22 protein-coding genes and 1 CRISPR repeat array are annotated in these 23,530 nt (G+C 41.7%); of the genes, 8 read left to right on the top strand and 14 right to left on the bottom strand.

Annotation, left to right across the window (positions count from 1 at the left end):
• Nucleotides 1-110: 110 nt before the first annotated feature.
• The 4 genes from gap to rpoN form a co-directional block, all read right to left on the bottom strand.
• Entirely contained in the window at nucleotides 111-1,118 is a 1,008-nt protein-coding gene (gene gap, locus NSR00_RS15910; RefSeq protein ID WP_063386960.1) for a type I glyceraldehyde-3-phosphate dehydrogenase, read from the bottom strand.
• Nucleotides 1,119-1,167: 49 nt separating this feature from the next.
• Nucleotides 1,168-2,190 carry a sugar-binding transcriptional regulator gene (locus tag NSR00_RS15905; RefSeq protein ID WP_066249144.1) on the bottom strand — a complete coding sequence of 341 codons (1,023 nt, stop codon included), beginning with the start codon at nucleotides 2,188-2,190 and terminating at the stop codon, nucleotides 1,168-1,170.
• Between the two features lie 124 nt (nucleotides 2,191-2,314).
• A complete protein-coding gene (locus NSR00_RS15900) occupies nucleotides 2,315-2,566 on the bottom strand; it encodes a glutaredoxin family protein (protein WP_063386962.1) in 252 nt (83 codons plus the stop codon).
• Between the two features lie 15 nt (nucleotides 2,567-2,581).
• Nucleotides 2,582-3,886 carry an RNA polymerase factor sigma-54 gene (gene rpoN / locus NSR00_RS15895; RefSeq protein WP_340789768.1) on the bottom strand — a complete coding sequence of 435 codons (1,305 nt, stop codon included), beginning with the start codon at nucleotides 3,884-3,886 and terminating at the stop codon, nucleotides 2,582-2,584.
• A gap of 74 nt (nucleotides 3,887-3,960) precedes the next feature.
• On the opposite strand from rpoN, the gene yvfG reads away from it, so the two are divergent.
• Nucleotides 3,961-4,176, top strand: a complete 216-nt coding sequence (gene yvfG / locus NSR00_RS15890; protein ID WP_063386963.1) for a protein YvfG — start codon at nucleotides 3,961-3,963, stop codon at nucleotides 4,174-4,176.
• A 136-nt stretch (nucleotides 4,177-4,312) separates the two neighbouring features.
• Here yvfG and NSR00_RS15885 read toward each other — a convergent pair whose 3' ends face one another.
• The 8 genes from NSR00_RS15885 to NSR00_RS15850 all read right to left on the bottom strand — a co-directional run bounded on the left by NSR00_RS15885 (nucleotide 4,313) and on the right by NSR00_RS15850 (nucleotide 12,325).
• Nucleotides 4,313-5,344, bottom strand: coding sequence for an ABC transporter substrate-binding protein (locus tag NSR00_RS15885; protein WP_063386964.1), 1,032 nt, complete (start codon nucleotides 5,342-5,344; stop codon nucleotides 4,313-4,315).
• 151 nt (nucleotides 5,345-5,495) lie between these two features.
• On the bottom strand, nucleotides 5,496-6,356 hold the full coding sequence (locus tag NSR00_RS15880; protein WP_340789766.1) for an ABC transporter permease: 861 nt from the start codon (nucleotides 6,354-6,356) through the stop codon (nucleotides 5,496-5,498).
• Nucleotides 6,357-7,139: an ABC transporter ATP-binding protein gene (locus tag NSR00_RS15875; protein WP_340789764.1), complete on the bottom strand. Its 783-nt coding sequence runs from the start codon at nucleotides 7,137-7,139 to the stop codon at nucleotides 6,357-6,359. It abuts the gene before it with no gap.
• Nucleotides 7,140-7,156: 17 nt separating this feature from the next.
• On the bottom strand, nucleotides 7,157-8,581 hold the full coding sequence (locus NSR00_RS15870) for an 8-oxoguanine deaminase (RefSeq protein WP_340789762.1): 1,425 nt from the start codon (nucleotides 8,579-8,581) through the stop codon (nucleotides 7,157-7,159).
• Between the two features lie 706 nt (nucleotides 8,582-9,287).
• A complete protein-coding gene (locus NSR00_RS15865) occupies nucleotides 9,288-9,419 on the bottom strand; it encodes a hypothetical protein (protein ID WP_340789760.1) in 132 nt (43 codons plus the stop codon).
• Nucleotides 9,420-9,485: 66 nt separating this feature from the next.
• Nucleotides 9,486-9,632, bottom strand: a complete 147-nt coding sequence (locus NSR00_RS15860) for a hypothetical protein (RefSeq protein ID WP_339211047.1) — start codon at nucleotides 9,630-9,632, stop codon at nucleotides 9,486-9,488.
• A gap of 179 nt (nucleotides 9,633-9,811) precedes the next feature.
• Nucleotides 9,812-10,240: direct repeats of the CRISPR family, unit length 30 nt; unit sequence GTTTCAATTCCTCATAGTTAAAATAAAAAC.
• 276 nt (nucleotides 10,241-10,516) lie between these two features.
• Nucleotides 10,517-11,518: a histidinol phosphate phosphatase domain-containing protein gene (locus tag NSR00_RS15855; protein ID WP_340789759.1), complete on the bottom strand. Its 1,002-nt coding sequence runs from the start codon at nucleotides 11,516-11,518 to the stop codon at nucleotides 10,517-10,519.
• Nucleotides 11,519-11,539: 21 nt separating this feature from the next.
• Nucleotides 11,540-12,325, bottom strand: coding sequence for a DeoR/GlpR family DNA-binding transcription regulator (locus NSR00_RS15850; RefSeq protein ID WP_339194451.1), 786 nt, complete (start codon nucleotides 12,323-12,325; stop codon nucleotides 11,540-11,542).
• A 291-nt stretch (nucleotides 12,326-12,616) separates the two neighbouring features.
• Between NSR00_RS15850 and NSR00_RS15845 the strand changes: the two genes are divergently transcribed.
• Nucleotides 12,617-12,928 carry a hypothetical protein gene (locus tag NSR00_RS15845; protein ID WP_340789758.1) on the top strand — a complete coding sequence of 104 codons (312 nt, stop codon included), beginning with the start codon at nucleotides 12,617-12,619 and terminating at the stop codon, nucleotides 12,926-12,928.
• Between the two features lie 134 nt (nucleotides 12,929-13,062).
• On the opposite strand, the gene ptsG is transcribed toward NSR00_RS15845, so the two are convergent.
• Both ptsG and NSR00_RS15835 read right to left on the bottom strand, forming a co-directional pair.
• The gene (gene ptsG, locus NSR00_RS15840; protein WP_340789757.1) at nucleotides 13,063-15,123 is read right to left on the bottom strand and encodes a glucose-specific PTS transporter subunit IIBC; all 2,061 of its coding nucleotides are present in this window, start codon (nucleotides 15,121-15,123) and stop codon (nucleotides 13,063-13,065) included.
• 96 nt (nucleotides 15,124-15,219) lie between these two features.
• The gene (locus tag NSR00_RS15835) at nucleotides 15,220-16,545 is read right to left on the bottom strand and encodes a 6-phospho-alpha-glucosidase (protein WP_144597310.1); all 1,326 of its coding nucleotides are present in this window, start codon (nucleotides 16,543-16,545) and stop codon (nucleotides 15,220-15,222) included.
• A gap of 243 nt (nucleotides 16,546-16,788) precedes the next feature.
• Here NSR00_RS15835 and NSR00_RS15830 point away from each other — a divergent pair, with 243 nt between their 5' ends.
• Genes NSR00_RS15830 through NSR00_RS15805 form a run of 6 tightly spaced genes read left to right on the top strand, consistent with a single transcriptional unit; the run spans nucleotide 16,789 to nucleotide 23,321 of the window.
• Nucleotides 16,789-17,808 (top strand): LacI family DNA-binding transcriptional regulator, encoded by a 1,020-nt coding sequence (locus NSR00_RS15830; RefSeq protein WP_340789755.1) that lies wholly within the window; start codon nucleotides 16,789-16,791, stop codon nucleotides 17,806-17,808.
• A gap of 3 nt (nucleotides 17,809-17,811) precedes the next feature.
• Nucleotides 17,812-18,501, top strand: a complete 690-nt coding sequence (locus tag NSR00_RS15825) for an RraA family protein (protein WP_340789753.1) — start codon at nucleotides 17,812-17,814, stop codon at nucleotides 18,499-18,501.
• Nucleotides 18,485-19,588, top strand: coding sequence for an Ldh family oxidoreductase (locus NSR00_RS15820; RefSeq protein ID WP_340789751.1), 1,104 nt, complete (start codon nucleotides 18,485-18,487; stop codon nucleotides 19,586-19,588). The genes NSR00_RS15825 and NSR00_RS15820 overlap by 17 nt, the downstream gene beginning before the upstream one ends.
• On the top strand, nucleotides 19,582-20,757 hold the full coding sequence (locus tag NSR00_RS15815; protein ID WP_340789749.1) for an iron-containing alcohol dehydrogenase: 1,176 nt from the start codon (nucleotides 19,582-19,584) through the stop codon (nucleotides 20,755-20,757). Before NSR00_RS15820 ends, NSR00_RS15815 begins: the two co-directional genes overlap by 7 nt.
• A 1-nt stretch (nucleotide 20,758) precedes the next feature.
• Complete coding sequence (locus tag NSR00_RS15810; RefSeq protein WP_340789747.1) at nucleotides 20,759-22,249, top strand: aldehyde dehydrogenase family protein; 1,491 nt, start codon at nucleotides 20,759-20,761, stop codon at nucleotides 22,247-22,249.
• Nucleotides 22,250-22,277: 28 nt separating this feature from the next.
• Entirely contained in the window at nucleotides 22,278-23,321 is a 1,044-nt protein-coding gene (locus tag NSR00_RS15805) for a TRAP transporter substrate-binding protein (RefSeq protein ID WP_340789746.1), read from the top strand.
• Nucleotides 23,322-23,530: the final 209 nt, after the last annotated feature.

Here is a 23,530-nt window from a genome sequence, read left to right as displayed (position 1 = left end):
AAATTCTTCCTACATGTTGAAAGGGAAAGGGGAATGTAAACGTCCCCTTCCCCTTCCCGCTTTTCATTATAGCTTTTTAAACAGGCAAGCTACAAGTCCGTATTTAAAGATTATAAACCTTGTTTTGCAATGTAAGCCGCCAAATCTACCACGCGGTTTGAGTATCCTGTTTCGTTATCGTACCAAGAAACAACTTTCACCATGCGGTTTTCAAGCACCATAGTAGAAAGCGCATCAATCGTAGAAGAATGAGTATCACCATTATAGTCTCTGGATACAAGCGGCTCCTCGCTGTACGCTAAAATACCTTTCAATTCTCCTTCAGCTGCTTCTTTAAGCGCCGCATTTACTTCTTCCACTGTTACGTCTTTTTCAAGCTCAGCCACTAAGTCAACGATGGACACATTTGGTGTCGGAACACGCATTGCCATACCGTTAAGTTTTCCTTTTAATTCAGGCAATACGAGCGCAACTGCTTTAGCCGCACCAGTTGTTGTCGGTATGATAGATTCTGCTGCAGCGCGAGCGCGGCGGTAATCTTTGTGAGGCAAGTCTAAAATTTGTTGGTCATTTGTATAAGCGTGCACAGTTGTCATCATGCCTCGAACAATGCCAAATTTTTCATGCAAAACTTTTGCAAACGGAGCTAAGCAGTTTGTTGTACATGAAGCGTTGGAAATGACATGATGATTGCTTGGATCATATTTGTCTTCGTTTACGCCCATAACAATTGTGATATCTTCTTCTTTAGCCGGCGCAGAAATGATTACTTTTTTCGCACCTGCTTCAAGGTGTTTTGCTGCATCTTGACGGTTTGTGAAGCGACCAGTAGATTCTACTACAATGTCAACGCCAAGGTCTCCCCAGCCTAATTGAGCTGGATCGCGCTCGGATAATACTTGAATTTCTTTTCCATCCACGACCAAGTTATTTCCGTTTACCCCGACTTCCACATCGAGTTTTCCATGAACGGAATCGTATTGTAAAAGATGTGCAAGCATGTTTGCATCTGTTAAATCATTTACTGCTACTACTTCTACTTCAGGATTTTTTAATGCTGCGCGGAATACATTGCGTCCAATACGACCAAAACCATTAATACCAATTTTCACTGCCATCTTTAAGTCCTCCTTCAATTTTAGGAATGATGTTTATATTGAGGGAGCTTTACAGTTCCCTTAATAACTCTTTAGCTGCCACTTCGTCAGTTACTAAAATCGTGGCTAATGATTGATTCATATACGCTTTGATCGCTTTTGCTTTAGAGGCTCCTCCAGCAACCGCGATCACATTTCGTATGTTTTTTAAGTCCTCCAGCTGCATTCCAACCGTTTGAACTTTATGGACGACTTCACCTTTTTGGTTGAAGTAATAACCGAAAGCTTCGCCTACTGCATTTCCTTTTTTAATTTTTTCGAAATCTTCCTTCGGAGTCTTTCTTCGCTCCGCCATTGTTTGAGCATCCCCGATGCCATGAACAAGCATTTTCGCTGAACGTATAATTTTTAAAAGGTCTTTTATTTCCGGTTCTTCGATAATGGATTCATATGCTTCCTTGCTTAGCTGGTCAGGAACATGAAGCAGCCTGTATTTCCCATGTGCACGTTCAGCTATTTTGGCGCAAATCGTATTCGCCTGGTTTTCAACATTTTCCCCTAGTCCGCCTCTTGCAGGGACAAATAAAACATTTCGGCGATGACCTAACGGAATCATCATTTCAGCAACAGCTGCCAGCGTTGTGCCGCCTGCCACAGCAACAACCTCGTCATCCTGCAAATGATTCATAATGCATTGTGCACAAGCTCTTCCCATTTCTTTTTTCACGAGGGGCGAATGGTCGCTGTCACCTGAAACAACAATCACTTCATCTAAATGAAGCTTCTCTTTTAATGTAGTTTCCAAAAAAGTTAAACCTAAAACATCTTTCATCATTTCTTCCAATGATGAAAGAAGATCATCCCCTTCTTTCGTTAAGGTCATTCCCGAGGGGTGAATATGAATTAAATTTTGTTCTTTTAAAAATTGCACTTCTCCACGCAGAATTCTTTCACTGATGCCTAAATTGTTTGACAAGCTTCGTCTTCCTACAGGCTGCATCAGTCGAATGGACTGCAAAATTTGATAGCGCTTTTGCATAGTTTGGAGAAGATCAGGCAATAATTTTTTTTGAGCTTCAATTAATGATTGCATTTTCAAGACCCTTCAGCTCTTTCTTTCCGGGACTTTTTTTGTCCCTGTAAGACAAATTATGTCCCAATTATAGCAAAAAAATTCACCCCTTGCTACATATATTATTTTAGCAGGAGCGCAAATGTTAATCAACAGAAACAAGTTCCAGCAAACGTTTTCTTAAAGAATTTTCTTCAATTTTCCCAAAAATAACAATCTTTCCATTCACTTCAATCACTGGAATCATTAGTTGATATTTTTCCAGCAGCCGGTCATCTTGATAAATATCTTTTTCTTTCAGATCAAAGGGTATTTCAGCTTGCAGCTTATACAGCAATTCCTTTGCTTCATCACACAATGGACATGTTTGCTTCGTATAAAGAACCACTTGATTCACGAATCCAATTCCTTTCTAATTATATCTTTTTCGCAAATTGGACGAAGGGATATTGAGCTGATCGCGGTATTTGGCCACTGTTCTTCTCGAAACATTCATATTATAATTCTCTTTCAACAGGTTGGCAATTTTTTGATCTGAAAGCGGTCTTTGCTTATTTTCTTGATCAATTAATTGCTGAATGACCTGTTTAACATTCGCACTTGATGTATCTTCTTCTCCCACTTTGTTAGTGAAAAAATATTTCAACTCATATAAGCCGAAAGGAGTTTGAACAAATTTATCATTGACCGCTCTGCTTACAGTCGACTCGTGAATGTTAAGAGAATTAGCGATATCTTTTAATGTTAGCGGTTTCAAAATGTTGTTTTTCAAATAGAAAAAGTCTTTCTGAAATCGTATAATTTCCTGCATAACTTTGACAAGCGTTTCCTTCCGCTGCTCAAGCGATTTTAACAGCCAGCGTCCTTGATGGAGTTTAGTCTGTACGTAAGATTTTACTTCTTTTTCTGTTTGTACAATCGGTTCATAGTCCCGATTGATTTTAATTTGCGGCAAAAGATCTTCATTATAATATACAATCCAATCTCCATTTCGCTCTTCAATCATTAAATCAGGGATGATATAATTCGGGGTTTCCTCATCAAATTGCAGACCAGGTCTTGGATTCAATGTTTGAACAAAATCGAAAATTTGCTGAAGAGCATTCAGCGACAGACCTGTCTTTTTGGAAAGATCCTTCCAAGCTTTTGTGGCAAACAGATGAAAATGCTCTTTTAACACGAACTCGGAGCCTTCAGGTTTTTCCTCGATTTCTTTAGCCTGCAAAAGCAAGCATTCTTGAAGCGAACGTGCCCCGACGCCAATTGGATCTAATGATTGCAGCACAGACAGCTGTTTTTCAAAAAGATCGATCGAAATTTGGAACTTTTCCGATAGGCGGGATAAGTCTTCTGACATATAACCATTTGAGTCCACTGCATCGATTAAAATATGAATAGCACGCCGTTCGTTTTCGGTAAAACGAAATTCTACGAGCTGATTTCGCAAATGATCTTTTAGCCCCATCCCTTTTTTCGGCATATTTTCGATCCAGCGGCCATCCTCCTTGCTAGCCCTCTGCTGCTTTCTTTGATTATGATAAAATATCGGTGGATGGGATTCTTCCAATTCCACAAAGGGGTTTTCAAGCGTAATTTCCCTCAAGTAAGATACTAAATCGATTGTAGAATATTGCAAAAGCCCAATGGCTTGCTTCAGCTCTTTCGTCATCGCCAATCTCAAGGATTGGTTTTGGACTAAGTCCATTTTTATATGCATCAGAACTCCCCCCCTTTAGTTCTATTTTACATGAAGAATTTAAAAAAAGAATCTAAAATTTTGGAGGAACGAACATGACACAGCTTTTTTCTGTTTCCTATTTTAAAGAAAACTTTAAACAGTACATTGAAATGAATAAAGAAAAATCTTCAAAGATTGATGCCATGAACAGCTACTACCGATCTGTCGTCTCAACTTTAATTTACGACCAGCTAACCAAAAATGCAGAAATATTGAAAAGACTGCAAAATCTTGATCAAGCATATAATCAAGTGAAAAACGAGGAGTAAAAGGACTTTTAAATTTTAATGTATGAGATCAGTTTTTGAAGTCGGCATATAAGCCGATTTCTTTTTTTTGCAGTAAAACTTATGGTTAAAACAAAAAACTGAGCAAATATAAGCTGCCCAGTTTTCGTTTTTGTTTTTATTTCGATTCATGTTTTGGCAAATATTCTGTCGTAAAAATTTCCTTTGCATCAAATGTTTTTTCTAATAAACCGAGATCGTGCAATTGTTTAATTAATGTTGCCCAGCGTTCTTCCGTCATATATCCGACTCCATGCTCTGCTCTATCTCCTCCATATACAAAATCCACTTGTGTTTCGGCTTCAAATTTTAATGATTCTAATTCCATATCAGCGTTGTCTTTCTGAATCACTTTATTAATCTCTTCGTAAGAATCTTTGTATAAATACCATCCTTCGACAAAAGCATCCACAAATGCTTTGACAGTTTCTTTATTTTTTTCTAAATAGTCTTTTGTAACATATAACACAACGTTATAAGGATTATAACCTGCATCAGATATGAGCTTCGTTTCTACATCTACTCCATCTTTTTTTAAGAAAAACGGCTCTGAAGTCACAAAGGCTTGGCTTACAGAATTGGGATCGCTAATAAAATTCGAATGCTGTCCTGTATAAGCCAATTCTTGTACATTACTTAAATTATATTTAGATTTCAAAAAGTCCCAATACGTAATACCAGGCTGTATATATACTTTTCTTCCATTTAATTCATCAAAATCGTCAATTCCCTTTCCTTTATGGAACATTAATGCCTGCGGGCTTCCTTGCATGGCAGCAGCTACAGCGACTAATTCAATTCCTTGATTTCTAGCAATAACCATTTGGTCAGCATGTGCAAGCCCAAAGTCAGCACTTCCAGATGCAACCATTTGAATAGACGAGACTTGCGGCCCACCCGGTTCGATCGTGACTTTTAAACCGTTTTTTTCAAACAATCCGTTTTCTTGTGCTGCATACAAACCGCCATGCTGCGCCTTCGGAAACCAATTTAATACAATTTTTACATCTTTTAAGTCTTTTTTCTCTTCATTCGAAGCGCTGTCTCCCTCGTTTGTTGAGCTGCTCGACTCTTGTCCGCCGCAGGCGGTGAGGAAGAACATGAATATAATCCCGATTAATAGAAAACTCGCTTTGCGCCATGCTTTCAATTCTTTTTCCCCCTTTTTGCACTTTTTTTGAAACTCAATAAAGCTCGTTCCCTAACGCAGCAAACCATTTTTATGCAAAAAAAATTGGCAAATTAAATTCAGCTCTTGTAAGCAATAGTGATTATGTCAACTTAATTTTTGATCAAATTTTTTATTTTTCTCCCTTCATCGCGGATTCGTGCCATGATCTCAGCATGAAATGAGAAAACAAACTTACGAGTAAGTAAAAGACAATCCCAAAAATAGCAGCGGCAATTCCGCAAGCAAATAAATATGGTGTTTTTAATTGAACGGCTGCTACCGTAATGGCATACCCTAAACCGCCTTTTCCTCCGCCAATTCCAGCTATATATTCACCCGTAATAGCTCCAACGATCGATAGCGTGCTGGATATTTTTAAGCCGGTCATCATGTAAGGCATAGCAGCCGGAATTCGGAGCTTCCACATTTTTTGCCATTTTGACGCATTATATAAAGTAAATAATTCGCTCATATTTTTATCGATTGAATTCAATCCCATTAACGTATTTGAAATAATCGGAAAAAATCCGATTAAAAATGAAATCATCACAATCGAATTGAAGCCCGAGCCGAACCAGATAACAACGATCGGTGCAACAGCTACAACCGGTATCGTTTGTAAAATAACCGCATACGGGTAAATGCTTATTTCTAAAATTTTTGAGCTTGCTAATAAAACCGCAAAGCCAATTCCAATGATGGCGCTTATTACAAATCCGATCACAGATTCAGCCACCGTTATTTGTATGGCTGGCCATAATAACTCCCAATCTTCAACCGCCGCTTGAAGGACGTCTGTCGGTTTTGGAAGTATAAACGGCTGCACGCCAACCATAATCGGTACAAACTGCCATAAAGAAAGAAAAACAACAAGCGCAGCAATCGGACCAATAATCTTCCATTTTGATTTGCTCCATATTTTCAGTTTGCCAGTATTATTTGATTGAGCGACAATTTCCTTCGTTTGAGTGGTTGCTGTTTGTACAGACATTTATACCAACTCCCTTCGGGTTGAACTATTCTCAAGACTTTGCGAGGAAATATCGACATATTCTGTAAACCGTTCATCTGTCCGCTCCCTCGGATAAGGAAGATCGACATCGATGATAGATGATAATCGTCCGGGCCGAGCTGACAACACTGCAATTCTAGTAGAAAGATAGACAGCTTCAAATACATTATGAGTCACGAACAAAATTGTCATTTTCTCCCTTTTCCATATTTCAAGCAGCTCCGTCTGCAAGGTCTGTCTTGTAATCTCGTCTAATGCAGCAAACGGTTCATCCATTAACAGCAATTTAGGTTTTGCAGCCAACGCTCGAGCTATAGACACCCTCATTCTCATTCCGCCTGACAACTGCCTAGGATATGACTTTATATGATCCTTTAGTCCAACCATCTCCAATACTTTGATCGCATCCTCTTTGCGGCTTTTTTTATCCGAACCCCTTAATTCTAAAGGCAGCATCACATTTTCCAGCACCGTTCTCCATGGAAGCAAGTTGGCATCTTGGAATACAAACGCAACATCATTTGTATTTTTTATAACTTCTTTCGGGTTTTGCCCAAATACTTCTACCTTGCCCTCAGTAGGTTCGCCTAAACCTGCCACCATTCTTAATGCCGTTGATTTCCCGCAGCCAGACGGACCGAGGAAGCTTATAAATTCCCCTTCTGTGATGGAAAAATGGAATTGGCTTAAAGCGACTGTGCCGGTATTGTAAATCTTACTAACATGATGAAATGCGACAATCTCGTTTCGAATTGCTTCCACTGCTTATCCCCCCTTATCTAAGTTAGAATAGCTGAGTTTCTTATTCTTGGTTTTTTATAATTGACTTTTGTATGCTCAAGAGCCGTTTCCAGCATTCTTTCAGCAGCTTTTTGCGCCCGCATGGCAAATGATTCTTCATCGATATTGACAAGACGCCCTTTATCTACAACAATCTGTCCGCCAACGATAGTCATATCGACTGTCGGTGTGCCCGCTAGAATCGGAAGCGCCGTATCGTTGAAAAGCGCACCGGCAAATTCTAATCGATTCGTATCAATCATAAACATATCTGCAGCCTTGCCGACTTCCAATGAGCCAATGGCATCTTCCCAGCCAAGCACTTTAGCTGAACCTCTCGTCGCAATCGACAAACAATCTTCAGCACTTAGCGCTGTCGTTCCATGCTGAAGATTATGGAGCAGGTTCATAATTTTTAAATCTAATAATAGATTGGAAGAATCATTAGAAGCTGAACCATCAACACCAAATCCCACTTTTACCCCTGCCTGCAGCATGTCCATAATTCGCATCGTTCCGGATGCCATTTTCATATTGCTGCTCGGACAATGAGCAACTCCGCAGCCACAAGCACCCAGCTTGGCAATTTCTTTGTCATCAAACCAGATTCCATGCGCATACCACACGTCTTCGCCGACCCAACCTGTTTCTTCCATTAGTTCGAAAGGACGCATGCCAAACTTTTCTCTGCAAAAATCCTCTTCATCGGTCGTTTCCGCCAAATGGGTATGCATCCGAACGCCATAACTGCGTGCTAAATCCGCTGATTCACGCAGCAAGTCTTTGCTAACCGAAAATGGTGAACAAGGTGCAACACCTACCCGCAGCATCGAAAATTTACTAGGATCATGATAGGTTTCAATAATTCTCATGGTATCTCGAAGAATAACATCCTCCGGCTGAACGATTTCATCTGGCGGCAATCCCCCTTTTGATCGTCCTAAACTCATAGAACCTCTAGTTGGGTAAAAACGAATTCCGATCTCACGTGCTGCCCGTATTTCCTCATCAATTAATTCACAGCTGACTCCATTCGGAAAAACGTAAAAATGGTCAGCTGATGCCGTACAGCCGCTTTTAAGTAACTCACCTAATCCGACAACAGCACTTAAATACACATCTTCCGGCCTTAGATGGCGCCAAATATCGTACAAAGCGATTAGCCAATCAAACAGCTCAACATTTTGCACCCAAGGGATATTGCGGGTGAAAGTCTGATACAAATGATGATGCGTATTGATTAACCCCGGATAAACAATTTTTCCGCGCGCATCAATGACAATATCCGCTGACTCACAAGGTAAATCATAGCCAATCGCTTTAATCTCTTGACCGACAACATACATGCTGCCGCCTGGGTATTCCGTTCGATTTTCATCCATAGTAATAATATTTTTGGCATTTTTTATGAACAACGTCTTCATTCATTCACCCCTTTATAATACGATCAATCCCCTTTATGTTATTTTTTATAACACAATACGTAATGTATATTTATTATATATTCTTTTCAGTTGTTTAACATTAGCGAATATTCACAATTTTTAATGTGTTTTTGTGTATTTTAACTAAAAATTTACGTATTTATGTTATATATTATGACATAATTGGCGTTTTTTTAAGAGGAGCGGTATATGGGGGAGTGGATTTGTTTCCATATTTAAGGAATAAAAAGCCCGGTTTTTCAACTGAGCTAAATAAATATTTTTCGGCAACCGCTATATATAGCGACTTCCAAACGAACAGGCAATGTTGAATGAATCCGAATGTGACAGTAAAAGAGATGACCAGATTTAAATCTTGTACTCTTCATCCGTAGTGAAATCCCTTTTGCATGCCGGTTGAAATTTTGCAATGTGACTGGTTCATTCGGATGGCCGCCATCAGTAACCGGCTTTACCTGAATTGTTTTGTCTGAAAAGATTTCCTCCTGCAAACTCGGCTTCCATCAGAACCGTTTTATCCGATCATATATAAGGGAGTACGCCAGGACGAATAATCGGCGCCGTAATAGTCAGATACCCTTGTGTCTTCGTCGTAATCTTGTATGCGTTTTTCTCTTATACACATTACATCCTCTCTCAGGTAAAATAAAAAGCACTCCTAAAAGGAGCGCCAATTTTTGAAAAATTAATGGAATTCAACATCATCTATCTTCCATGAAAAACGATCAGATCTTGTATCTTCATTTTGTTTTTCTTTTTGATCATCAACAAGTTTATTTTTATTAATAACAACAGGTTCTTTACTATCCTCTTTCATTTTCTTGACCATCTCACATAAAAAATTGTGATCACTATAATCTGCTTTATTTTAAAAGTCGCTTCTTTATCCAAAAATATTTCTTCTTCGCCCTAATAAACTGATTTGGAAAAATTCTTTCACTTCAACAATGCTATTAAACGGTTTACATTCAACTTTTTCGCTTAATTCTTCATCATCAAATGCTGGGTATCGTAACGTACCTACAACCATACGTATTACCAGGAAGCCCTCCTGCAGGTGGATTATTTACTGTACAAAAAAACTTTCCATCTATTTGTCTATGAGCTTTTCTTACTCTTTTATCGTGTGATATCGAGATTATTGTTTCAAATCTTATGGATAAGATAAAAAACGGAGAGTTGCTTCAGCTTTTCTTGCGGTCTGATACAGTTTTAATTCCTCATAGTTAAGATAAAAACCATCCTGTTTGGCGGTATTTACGCTTGGCGTTACGGGTTTCAATTCCTCATAGTTAAAATAAAAACCTACTTACGGATCTTGAAAGACGGAAAGCAAGTAGGGTTTCAATTCCTCATAGTTAAAATAAAAACGTCACTGAATTTCCTTGTCCGTCATCCGATATTATCGGTTTCAATTCCTCATAGTTAAAATAAAAACGTCAATTACGGCAAGCGCAAGCCAAGGCAGAACGGTAGTTTCAATTCCTCATAGTTAAAATAAAAACCGCTCACAAACTCGCCTGTACGCGCGAGCCAGCCGAGTTTCAATTCCTCATAGTTAAAATAAAAACTTGCACAGTATATAGCGTTCTATGGCACGACATACGAGTTTCAATTCCTCATAGTTAAAATAAAAACCCCAAAAGTTGTTGATATGACAAAGTTTTGATAATACTGGAAATTTTGTTATTTTCATTTTAACGTAAACAGGAATTTTTATCAATTCTTTGTTTTTCGTTTATTTTCTGCAGATTTTGCATCGTTACTCTAAAAAAGAAATTGTCGTCGATCCCCCGGGATTTTTGCACGATTGGAGGTCGACGACAATTTTTAAGAGGTTCCGTTATAATTGCAAGTTTCCATCTCTTTCGTACATAGTTGAAAACAGTTTATAATATCATAAGTTTTCCCGTACTACTTGTCTAAATCAATTTCAATTCTTTTCCTTTTCTCAAATGTTGCTATTTTCTTAATGCCGATTGATTTTAACAATTCTCTCGCTTCATCTAATAAATTGCCTACATCATCTGGAAAATGAGCATCAGAAGACATAGTTATAGGTACTTCATATTGAGATAAAATTTTTAAAAATTCAGGACTTGGACACATCTCATTAATCGGATAGCGGTAAGCAAGTCCTGTATTGATTTCAGTTGCCGTATCATTTTCTTTTAAGCTTTGTGCAATACGGTGGTAATAGCCTTTCAGATCTTCTTCATTTGGCCGAAATCCATATACTTTTAAATTATCAAGGTGCCCTACAATATCAAACAGTTTTGAAGAAATGGCTTGTTCAATAACTTTAAAATGTTCCTCATAAAGAACATTTAAATCAAAATGGTGAAAATACTCTTTAGTATCTGGGTTATCAAATCCCCATCCTTTATAAAAATGAACAGAACCTATTACATAATCCCACTGATATTGAGATAATATCTCTACAAGGTCCTCTTCACACCCAGGAAAGAAATCTGCTTCAATCCCAAACTTTAATCGAACGCCCTCTGCTTCCCATTTTCGCTTTTCATTTTCTATCAACTTGGCAAACTGCTCGATTGAGACACATGAAACTATATCCAACCAATTATTTTGCAATGTGCCAAGTCGATCATTTTCTAAATAAATATATTTCTTATAAAAGGATTTCATTTCTTTAAATCGATATAGATGATCAACTATTCCCACTTCCTTTAACCCGATTTTTTTTGCTTGTTTTAAATAAAAATCTAGCCAAAATGAAGAAAATGCCCCTTGTTCCATTCGATAATTCATAATTCTCGCTGTTCCCATAAGCCATTCTTTAGAATGAGGATCATATGGGATTTTCCAAAACTGTTCAATCGCTCGAACAGTTCGATTCCACCAATTTAATGAATATGGTCCTTCTTCTAAATGAACGTGGTAGTCTACTTTCATCATAAAATCCTTTCAGATTTATTAGTCTGCAGTAATCCAGTTAATACCATTTGTTTTTTTATGATTTTTCCACCCTTTTGGGATAGGTTGATCACAAACAATCACATCTACTTTTTCAAGAGGACAAATTTTACAAAAAGCATCGACACCAATTTTTGAATGATCAACAAGTAAAATAATTTCTTTTGACACATGTATCATTTCTTGAGAGACAGACGTTTCTGTCAAATCATAGTCACTTACGCCGCCATCTATAGAAACTCCTCCTGCTGAAATGAAGGCCTTATCAATATGAAATTGACTTAACATTTTTTCAGTTAATCTTCCGCCTACTGACTGCTGCTTTGGATTTAGTTGGCCGCCTAATAACAATACTTCTCCAGAAAACATTTTTTGGTTTAATAGATCAGTTAAAACTGAGGAAACTGGCAAAGAATTTGTTAAGATTGTTATTTCTTTTTTATTTTCAATAGATCTTGCCAATTCTAATGCGGTTGTTCCAACATCGATCACAATTGTGTCGCCATCTGAAATAAGCATGGCCGCTGCTTTTCCAATTTTTATTTTCGCTTCTTGGTTCACTATTTTTCTCTGTACAAATGGAGGCTCTGTTCCTTGATAAGATTTTTTTACTGCCCCGCCATATACTCGCTTTAATAGTCCTTTTTCTTCTAAAATCATTAAATCCCGGCGGATTGTTTCTTGAGAAACTTGAAATTGCTCGGCAAAATCAATGACCTTTACTTTTCCGGTTCGATCTAATTCTTGAAGTATGGCATTTTTTCTTTCCTCTGGAAGTATGGACATTAACTAAAACTTCCTCCTATTACAAATTCCACGAAACGGACTCTTCTAACAATTTAATTGCCAACAGCTTACTTCCACAAATTAATCCAATTTCCTTTTGAAAAGTGGTTTTCTTTACAAAAATGAAGTGAAATACAGTTGAATGGGACTTTATGGGGATTGTTGCGAGTAAATGCTATTCATAAACTAGAGAGTTTCGTAAGTATCTAAAAGGGTATTGAAATGTAAATGAAAACTCCAAGAAGGCTGTCGCAAATTTTTTATCTATATATGATCCGGTTGAAACTTCAAATGAATACAGTAGAAGCCGAATCGGCATTCATTAATAGTTCCGCAATTGCCTATACTACAAAAGAGAAAGTACCGCAACCTGATGGATCCTGTACCCTTCCGCTTTGTTACTCGTCCAATTTAAAATCTTTTTTTCTCTCTTTAATGATTCTTTCTGAAATTCTTGCCCGTCAAAGCGGCGTACTACAATTTAGCTGTCGGCTCTTTGCAGTTGCAATTTCCGAAGCCTATGACGCCACAGCAGCAGATGTACTGTGCCTTTTCACGTTTTTCAATCACTATGCAAAAAAGGCTATTGAATGCACTCGATAGCCTTTTGAATGATGATTGATCTAAGCTTTATGGACTTGGGTTCCTTGCGAATTCATGGATAATCGATACTATTCTTTATGAACTCGGAAGCAATTCGGTACAGTATCGTACTGATATCCCATGGATGATCGATCTTATCCTTTCTGAGCCTTGATTAATACGTCTTTTCCTCCAACTACGTTGGATGGATAACTACTATGGTCGATTTTAAACTGATCTCCGTTCAGTAAAATAATAGGAGTAATGGTGTTGTACCCTTTTTGACCAATTTGATCGATGGCGAATTGTGCGATAAGATCTCCTTTTTTAATTTTGTCTTTAGGTGAAACTTTTATTTCAAAGCCTTCTCCTTTTAAGTTCACTGTTTCTAGTCCCAAATGAATCAACAGCTCTGCTCCTTCATCTGAACGAAGTGTAATGGCATGCTTGGTTGGGAATACATCGACGATTTCACCGTCAACCGGAGAATAGACATCTCCGCTTGTTGGTTGAACAGCAATACCGTCGCCCATCATTTTTTGAGAGAAAACTTCATCAGGCACTTCTTCCAATGCAACAACCTTTCCTGATAATGGCGCTACAAAACTAATAGTTGATTCTTCTTTATATTCGTTTGTTTCCTGATTCATGATATCTAAAATTTGATTTTTTAACGTGTCTGAAGTAGGTCCAAATATTGCTTGAACTCCATTTCCTACCTCCAATACGCCTGAAGCACCAAGAGCTTTCAGTTTTTCTTTATTAACAGCGCCTTTGTTTTTTACACCTACTCTTAACCGTGTAATACATGCATCAAGATTATTGATATTTTCTTTTCCGCCAAGTGCTGCTAATACTTCATACGCTTTTTGATTGACAACAGATTCATCACTTTTTCTATTTGTTTTTTCTTCGTAATCTTTTCTAGTATAAAGTCTGTTCGAATCTTCATCTCCGCGTCCTGGTGTAAGAAGATCCCACTTTTTAATAGCCCATCTGAATACAACGTAGTAAACAACAGCCATTGCCAGACCAACGATAATGACATACCACCATGGCTCTCCAACACCAGGTAATATACCAAATAAGATAAAATCAATGATTCCGGATCCGCCGGCATATCCAACATTCACATCTAAAACATACATCAGCATAAATGACAGCCCTGCCATTAATGTGTGGAAAACGTATAATAATGGCGCTACGAACAAGAACGTGAATTCAAGCGGCTCTGTAATTCCTGTAAAAAATGCTGTTCCCGCAGCAGTCAATAATAAGCCTGCTACAGCTTTTTTGTTTTTCGGTTTTGCCATGTGATACATTGCTAACGCTACCGCTGGCAGACCAAACAGGACGAACGGGAATTTCCCTGCCATAAATCTTCCTGCTGTTATTTCAACGGCATCATTTACTTGTTTATCCGCAAGCTGAGCCATATACATTGCCGTATCCCCGGAAACGACAGATCCAGCAAGTGTTGTATACGTTCCGCCAACTTCCGAAAAACGAATTGGAATATAGAAAATATGATGCAATCCAAACGGAATAAGGGCACGTTCTACTAGTCCATAAATGAACATGTAAAGCGGCGGCGTATTTTCTCCAGATAAGGCAGCTCCAAGTGCATAAATGCCGTCTTGTACATGCGGCCAAACAAAGGCCAAAATCAGTGCAATAATGATTGAATAACCTGCTGTTATAATAGGAACAAATCGTGAACCGCCGAAAAAGGACAGCATTTCCGGCATTTTGAAATCATGATATTTTTCATAAAGAACTGCTGCTACAAACCCGATGATGATACCGCCAAAAACACCGATTTGAAGTGTCGGGATCCCTAACTCAAGTACACGCCCTGGCTCCGATACGTTTTCCGGAGTGATTCCAAGGACAATCCCGATAACGGTATGCATAACTAAATAACCAACAAGTGCTGATAAGGAGGCTGCAGCTTTTCCACCGGTCCAGCTCCCCGCTATACCGATAGCGAACAAAACACCTAAGTTTCCAAATATCGCTTTTCCTGCACCCTTCATTAAATCAGAAATCGTTTTCCAAAATCCTGAATCTAAAAAAGGCAAATATTCGATTAAATACGGAGATTGTAACGTTGTACCGATTCCCAGCAATAAACCGGCTGCAGGAAGCAAAGAAATTATAACCATAAAAGTTTTGCCAATTCTCTGAAAGAAATCAAAGTTAAATACCTTCTTCATTTCATAGCTCCCCTCCTTGATAATATATAGAAAACGGATACATTCCAGCTATTTTTCAAGCAGGGAGTCATAACGGCTCCCTGCACGGACAAGTTATTATCGCAATTCCGGCCAGTATTCTTTATTGGCTTCGATTAAGGCATCCAATACCTCTCTTGCTTTTGCTGCAGATACCACTGTACGATTTAAAGTTAAAGCTTGCAGCGCTTTGGCGTATGAGCCTTCCATATATGCTTCCACAGTAAGTTTTTCATACGCATATTGCCCTTCAATCAATCCTTTATAGAATGTTGGAATTTCTCCAACTGCGTATGGTCTAGGCCCGTTTGAGGTTATACTTGCAGCCACTTCAACCATCGCATCATCCGGCAAATTGCTGATGATTCCATCATTTTTCAAAATGACAATAAAATTGTCGCCTTTGTTGTATGCAATGGATTCTGCAACAATTAAGATAAACTCGCCATGCGCATCATTTGCTACTACGTTGGAATCTTTTGCAGTTCCTGTTTCAGCAACGCGCACACAATCTTCAAATACGCGTTTCTCTCTTCCGGCTTGTACTTCATTTGCACGCGTAAAATCCGGATTCAATTTTTTCAGCACTTTATCTGGATATAGATAATACTGTAAATACGTATTCGGCAAATAGTCCGGAAAATCTCGCACCATTTGCTGTACCATGGCATACGTTTCGAGCCATGATTTATCCCTTTGCTCGTAGTCAGCCGGACGGAAGCCGTTTTTCAAAATCATTTCCCTTAACTCAGGCAATTTGTCATTGCCTTGCGGATCATATAAATGAGTAAACCAGCCAAAGTGATTTAATCCGAAGTATACAGGATCAAAATCACGTTCATTCATATTTAATAAACGGCCGTACGAACGAAGCAAGTTTTCAGGCTGGTCGCAAATATTGAGGATTCTTTTATCATCAGGAAACATTTGCTGTAACGCAATCGCAACGATAGCAGCAGGATTTGTGTAGTTTAAAATCCATGCGTCTTTCGTTTTGCTTCTGACATCCTTGACCAATTGAACCATATCGCGGATCGATCTCATACCGTAAGCAAAACCGCCCGGCCCGCATGTTTCCTGACCGATAACCCCTAGTTTCAACGGGATCTTTTCGTCTTTTTCACGCATTTCATAGCCGCCAGTACGCATTTGCACAAAAACAAAATCGATATCTTCCGTGAATGCTTCCTCTTTATCTGTTGTATAGCTAAAATGAATGTCAGGGTACTCTTCTTTAAAGAGCACTTTCGCAAATTCGCCAATTATTTTTTGGCGTTCGTAATTGATATCATACATGACCAATCGGTTGATCGGGAAAGTATCTTGACGCGAGCAAATTGCTTTTAAAAGACCTGGCGTCCAAGTACTCCCCCCGCCAACAATAAGTACATTGAATTTTTTCATTGTGTTTCAGCTCCTGGTAGTAATTTTTCATGTAACTGATTCTACCGATATCTTAACGAACGAAAAAACAAAGACAGAAAAAATTAGTATTGACTTTATTAGCGACATTTGCTAGATTTTAAGTAAACGTTTTCGGAAACCGATTTCCTAAATCATTTTCGCAAATCGATTTCAAAGTAGTTCATAATTAAGATTGCGCATAGGGATTGTTTAAAAATGAACAGAAGGTAAGTGGTTAAAACTATGAAAATTACCATTGGAGATGTAGCAAAAAAAGCAGGTGTTTCCAAAGCGACTGTTTCTCGTGTTCTTAACGGTCAATATCAACACGTCACTGAGGAAACAAAGCAGCGCGTATTGGCTGTCATTCAAGAGTTGGATTATCGCCCCAACGCATTAGCAAGGGGATTGAAACAGAACCGGACTAACTTGATAGGGATCATTTTGTCGAACTTGCGAAATCCCTTTTGGTCCAGCGTATTGGAGGGAGTGGAAGATGCCTGCCGGAATGCAGGGTATAACCTCGTCATCTGTAACTCTAACGAGGAAGCGTTTCTCGAAGAAGAACATATCAAAGGATTGCAAACTCGGCAAGTCGATGGGATTATTGTCAACCCAACTGTGAAAAATAAACCTTTGTTTGAGTCGTTAATCAAAAGTCATTACCCTCTCGTTCTTATCAACCGACGTATCGATAATCTAAAGGTCGATATGGTTGTCATGGATAACATATACGGGGCTCGGCTTGCCATCGAACATTTGCTTTCCGTCGGTAGGAAAAAGATTGCAATCCTCTTATATCCTTTGGAAGGAGTCAGTCCCCGCCAAGAGCGATTGGAAGGGTATAAGCAAGCCTTATCAGGACACGGTTTGCCGATCGATGAGAAGCTGATCAAGATTGTTCCTGAATACAAAGGAAGTTGTAAAGAGGCTGTCATCGATTGGATTAAAAACGGAGTTTGTCCCGATGCGATTTTTTCCACCAATAACGTCATGACGTTGGAAGTGTTGGAAGGGATTCAAGAGGCGGGACTATGTGTTCCCGATGATATCGCAGTAATCGGATACGATGAAACGGTTTGGTCGAAACATTTGAATCCTCCGCTGACAACGATCCAACAACCGGCTTACCAAATGGGGGAATTGGCGGCGCAACGATTGATCAAATTGATCGAAGCGAAAAGAAAACCGCGTCCCAAAGTTCAAGTTCTTGCACCGAATATTATCATCCGACAATCTTGCGGAGCTAAAAAGGAGAAGTGAAAGATGTCAAACATTGGATTTCGTATTTATTCCATTCCATACAGACCTAAAAAAGAACTCGTTGAAAAATATCAAGAAATAGTTACGCCTCACATTAGCGATAACATGAATCGCATCTATTCAGCAGGATATCAGTTGCGGCCATTTCACAAACAAGGAAAACTTGTCGGTGTTGCATTTACAGTCAAAACCCGTCCCGGAGATAACTTAATGGTACATAAAGCAATCGATATGGCTCAGGCCGGCGATGTCATTGTGGTTGATGCGGGTGGAGATATGACGAACGCGATTGTTGGCGAGATCATGCTACGTCTGGCGCAAAAAAAAGGGATTGCCGGCTTTGTCATCGACGGGGCGATTCGCGATTCCGCCGCGTTTGCGAGTGATTGTTTTCCCGTCTATGCGAGAGGGATTACCCACCGTGGGCCTTATAAGGATGGTCCTGGAGAGATCAATGTACCAATAGTGGTCGCCGGAATGTTCGTGAAACCGGGGGATATCCTCGTCGGTGACGAAGATGGGCTCGTTGCTGTGCCTTGTCAGCATGCCGAAGAAATATTAGAAAAAGCACAGGCGCAAAAGCGCCGAGAACAGGAAATCCTCAAACAGATTGAGGAGGGAACGGTTGATCGCAGTTGGGTGGACAAGCTGTTGCAAGAAAAGGGGTGTGAATGGATTGACGGAAGCAAATAGATTCCAATGGGAAAAATTATACGCATTTTGTAAGGAAATTTTCATAAGAGCGAATGTTCCTCGAGAAAATGCTGCAATTGTGGCGGATTCCCTCATCCATGCCGATTTGCGCGGTGTCGATTCCCACGGTGTGGTGCGTACCGCGATCTATTTAAAACGGGTGGAGGCCGGAATGATCGACCCTTCTGCCGAGATTACGATCGATGCGGAAACGGATGCGACGGTTTTGTTGAACGGCCATAACAATTTTGGCGCCGTCGTCGGCACGAAAGCCGTAGAAATCGCGCTCCGCAAAGCGAAAAAAACGGGAATCGCCGCGGTAGGGGTCAAACATTCCAACCATTTTGGCACGGGCGCCTATTACGTCTTAAAGGCATTGGAAAAAGACATGATCTTGCTCGTGATGTCGAATGCATCGCAGACGATGCCTCCCACGGGCGGCATTCGCCCCTTCATCGGCACGAATCCGCTGGCGGTCGGCTTTCCGACCGAACGGGAGGTTCCGTTTGTGCTCGATATGGCAACGAGTGTAGTCGCGAGGGGGAAAATTATCGTCGCCGCACGAAAAGGAAAAAGCATTCCCCTCGGCTGGGCGATCGATAAAGAAGGCCGGCCGACGACGGATGCCCAGGCTGCCCTGGAAGGTTCCGTCCTTCCCGTGGGAGGAGCCAAGGGGTATGCGATCTCCATGTTCATCGATATCCTGTGCGGCGTGCTGACGGGAGCGGGTTTCGGCCGCTATGTGAACAATATGTATGAGAATTGGGAACAGCCGCAAAATGTCGGGCATTTCTTCATCGCCATCGATATCGATAAATTCATGCCGCTTTCCGCATTCAAATCGCGATTGGACCAATATATTCGCGAAATCAAAGCCGAACCGAAAGCGCCGGGCGTGGACGAAATTTTGATTCCCGGCGAATTGGAGCACCGGACGACGCTCGCACGCAAGCAAAACGGGATCGTGCTGCCGCAAAAAGTGGTTAAGGAATTGACGGAAATCGGAGAAAAATATGGGCTTAATCTGGCAAATGCACTTATAGAGAATGAGGATCACAAAGCTGTGAAGGAGGAACGCACATGCTAATAAATCGCTTGTTTCGCTATGAAATCCCTACAGTGATCGAATTTGGTATTGGTGCGATTAAAACACTTCCGGAACATGTCAAATCTCTCGGAGGAACAAAGGTACTGTTGGTAGCCGATCCTGGGGTTGTTGCTGCAGGAGTCGCCGAGCGGGTGGCGCACACGCTCGTTTCGGCAAGCATCCCGCACGTCCTGTTTTCCGAGATCGAATCGGATCCGGCGATCGAATCGATTGAACAAGGGACACAGCTCGCGAAAGAAGAAGGCTGTGACCTGGTCGTGGGCGTGGGCGGCGGCAGCTCCCTCGATACGGCCAAAGCGATCGGCTTGATGCTGAAGAACCCCGGCCATATTCGCGATTACGTCGGGATCAATAAAGTGCCGGCGCCCGGCGCGCCCGTCATCGCCGTGCCGACGACTGCGGGAACGGGCAGCGAGGTCACGATCTGGTCCGTCTTGTCGGATAAAAAGAAAAAAGAAAAAGTGAGCGTAGGCAGCCCCTTTAATTGCCCGCGCCTGGCGCTTTGCGATCCGGAGTTGACGGTTTCCCTCCCCCCGCACGTTACGGCGGCGACGGGGATGGACGCCTTGACCCACGCCTTGGAGTCATACGTCAATAAAGCGACGCAGCCGATTTCGGAAGCGCTTGCCGTGCAAGCGATGAAGATGATCGCCAAAAGCTTGCGCCTCGCCGTCGTGCAAGGGGAAAACTTGCAAGCCCGCTATGATATGCTGCTCGCGAGCTTGATTGCGGCGTTGGCTTTCAACTCGACCCGGCTCGGGCTCGCCCACGCTCTGGCCTTGCCTTTGGGCGCTCACTTCCGCATCCCGCACGGAACCGTAAACGCGATCTTGCTCCCGGAAGTGATGCAGTTCAACTTAATCGGCAATCTAGAGAAGTTTGCGGAAATCGCCGCGATATTCGGCGAGAACGTCGCCTCCCTTTCCTCAAGGGAAGCGGCGGAGCGTTCCGTGACAGCGATCCGCCGATTGAAAAACGACATCGGCATCGTACAGACGCTTGCGGATTATGGCGTAAGGGAAGAACACCTCGATTTTATTGCGGAAGAAGCGATGCTATCCGGAAACGTGCCCGTGAATCCGCGCAAACCGTCGCTGGAAGATTTGAAAAACATCTGCCGCGCGGCCATGAAGAAAGGAGGAAATTGACATGGATCAAGTGATGAAAGATTGGTTGCAGGAAAGTGTGGGAAAGACGTACGGAAATTTCATCGACGGACGATGGCAAGAAAGCGCAAGTAAAAAAACGTATCCGGTTTTTAATCCGGGAAAACGCGAGCAAGTCCTCGGTTATTTTCCCGCTTCGACCGCGGAGGACGTGGAACAGGCCGTTAACGCGGCGCACAAAGCTTTCGCCGCTTGGTCGAAAGTACCGGGCCCGGACAGGGCGGCAATCTTGTTGCGTTTTGCCGATCTGTTGGAAAAATATGCAGAGGAAATAGCGTACATGTTATCAGCGGAACAAGGAAAAGTTCTCGCCGAATCACGTGGAGAGGTGTTACGGGCGGCGAAAGAAGCGAGATTTGCCGCCGGAGAAGCGTTTCGTATCGAAGGGAAAACGCTTCCTAGCGAGCGTGCCGACGTTTGGAATGCATATGTTCGTTATCCGATCGGAGTGGTTGCCGCAATCGCACCTTGGAATTTTCCCGTCGTGACCCCCGTGCGCAAGATCGCACCGGCATTGGCTTATGGTTGTACCGTGGTCTTTAAACCGGCTTCCGTAACTCCTTGGACATCCGTGCGGTTGATTGAACTTCTCGCGGAAGCCGGAGTACCGCAAGGCGTCGTGAACTTGGTGATCGGTAGCGGATCTAGGGTCGGGGACCCTCTTGTCAAACATCCGCTGGTACGCGGAATCAGCTTTACCGGTTCGTCAAATTTGGGTATTTCAATTCATGAGCTGGCAGCAAAACGGTTGGCCAAGACCCAATTAGAACTCGGCGGGAAAAATCCAGCGATTGTTTTCGATTACGATGACGCCGAAGAAGTGGCCAAACAAATCGTCAACGCCGCCTTTACTTGTAGCGGACAACGTTGCACGTCCATAAGCAGGGTGATCGTGCTGAAGGACAAAGCAAAGGAACTGACGGAAGCGATCGTAAGCGAGATGAGAAAAATTAAAGTGGGACCCGCATGGGATTCTTCGGCGACGATGGGGCCGTTGGTCAGTGAGGAACAACTGACTTCTGTTATGCAATATATTGAACTTGGGCAAAAGGAAGGGGCGCGCCTTCTGTATGGAGGCGAAATGCTGACGCATGGAGAATACGCGGACGGATACTATTTGAGCCCAACGTTCTTTGATCAAGTGAAACCGGAGATGAGCATCGCCCGGGAGGAAATCTTCGGCCCCGTCTTAACGTTGCTTGCGGTGGAAGATGAAGGGGAAGCATTGCGGGTGGCCAATAACGTCGCTTACGGGCTGGCGGCTTCGATTTTCACGAAAGATCTGTCCCAGGCTTATCGCGCCGTCGAGCGGGTGGAAAGCGGGATGGTTCACGTGAATCACGGAACGGCCAGCCAGGCGCACATGCCGTTTGGCGGTACGAAGCAGTCGGGTTACGGCGCCTTTTCCATCGGCAGCACGAACATCGAATTCTTTACCGATATGAAAGTCGTCTATTTTCAATATGAAAAATAAACTAAAAAAATTTTGGGAGGGAGTAAAAATGAGAAAGATGAGAAGACTTTATTTCTTGATGTTGGCCGCCATCCTGCTGCTCGCGGCCGGCTGCTCTTCCGCTCCTGCAAACGGCGGTAATGAGCAGGCGCAAAACGGCGGGGGCACGGATGAACAAAACGGCGGCGAAGCGACCGTTCTCAAGCTCGCCCACGTCTGGCCGGCGTCGGAAATCCATGCGCAAGCGGCCGAAAAATTTGCGGCGGAAGTTGAAAAACTTTCCGGCGGAAAATTGAAAGTGGAAATCTACGGTGACGGCACGCTCGGAAAAGACCAAGACTTGTTGGAAGGATTGAAGGTCGGTACCGCGGACATTTGGGTTGGCGGTGCGGGAGTGCTCTCCGGCTCTTCGGAAACCGCGAAGATCTTTACCGTTCCTTTTATGATCGATAGTCAGGAGCACTTTGAAAAGGTTTACAACGGGGAAGTCGGCCAAGAGATTGCGAACAAGATTCAGCAAGAATCCGGTAATAAGATCCTGGCGTACTGGATGAGAGGGGCGCGTTGGTTAACCGTTAATAAAGAAGTGATAACACCGGAAGATTTAAAAGGGTTAAAGATCCGCGTACCGGACAGCCCTGTCTTTATTAAGTCTTTTGAACGTTTGGGCGCTGCACCGACACCGATGGCGTTCGGGGAAGTGTTCACCTCCTTACAGCAAGGTGTTATTGACGGCCAAGAAAATCCTTTGTCCTTAATTTACAATTTGAAGTTCTATGAGATCGTAAAATATCTGATCAAAACGCAACACGTGTACGAGCCGATTACAATTGTGATCAGCGAGGAAAAGTTTAACTCCTTGAGCCCAGAATTGCAAGAAGCATTGGTCAAGGCGGCTAACGGCGAAGCGAAACAGTTTGCGGCGGAGGAAGTGAAGAAAGGCGACCAGGAATACTTGCAAAAATTGCAAGAAAACGGGATGACCTTGGTTGAGCCAGACATCCAGGCATTTCAAGCGAAGATGCAGGGATTTGTCGAGCAAGAGTTTCCAGCTTTGAAAGAAGTCTATGAAAAAATCCGTAACGCAAAATAAGAACTCATATTTCGCAACCTTTGCATAATATACAAAAAATAATCAAAATATTCGCATAAAAATAAATTTTTATACAAATATTGTAAAATAACTAATTTTTATTCACTCAAATCAGGCTTATTTTGAATTTTTATTCAGGGTGTGAAATGTGAGTAAGAAAACAAAAAGGACAACTTAAATTTGTAGTTCGGGGAAGAAGCTCCTGATCT

This window comes from Aeribacillus sp. FSL K6-8394 (assembly GCF_038008865.1).
GTDB lineage: Bacteria > Bacillota > Bacilli > Bacillales > Aeribacillaceae > Aeribacillus > Aeribacillus composti.
The sequence above is the reverse complement of the archived record's forward strand: the minus strand, read 5'-3'. Positions and strand labels throughout refer to the sequence as shown.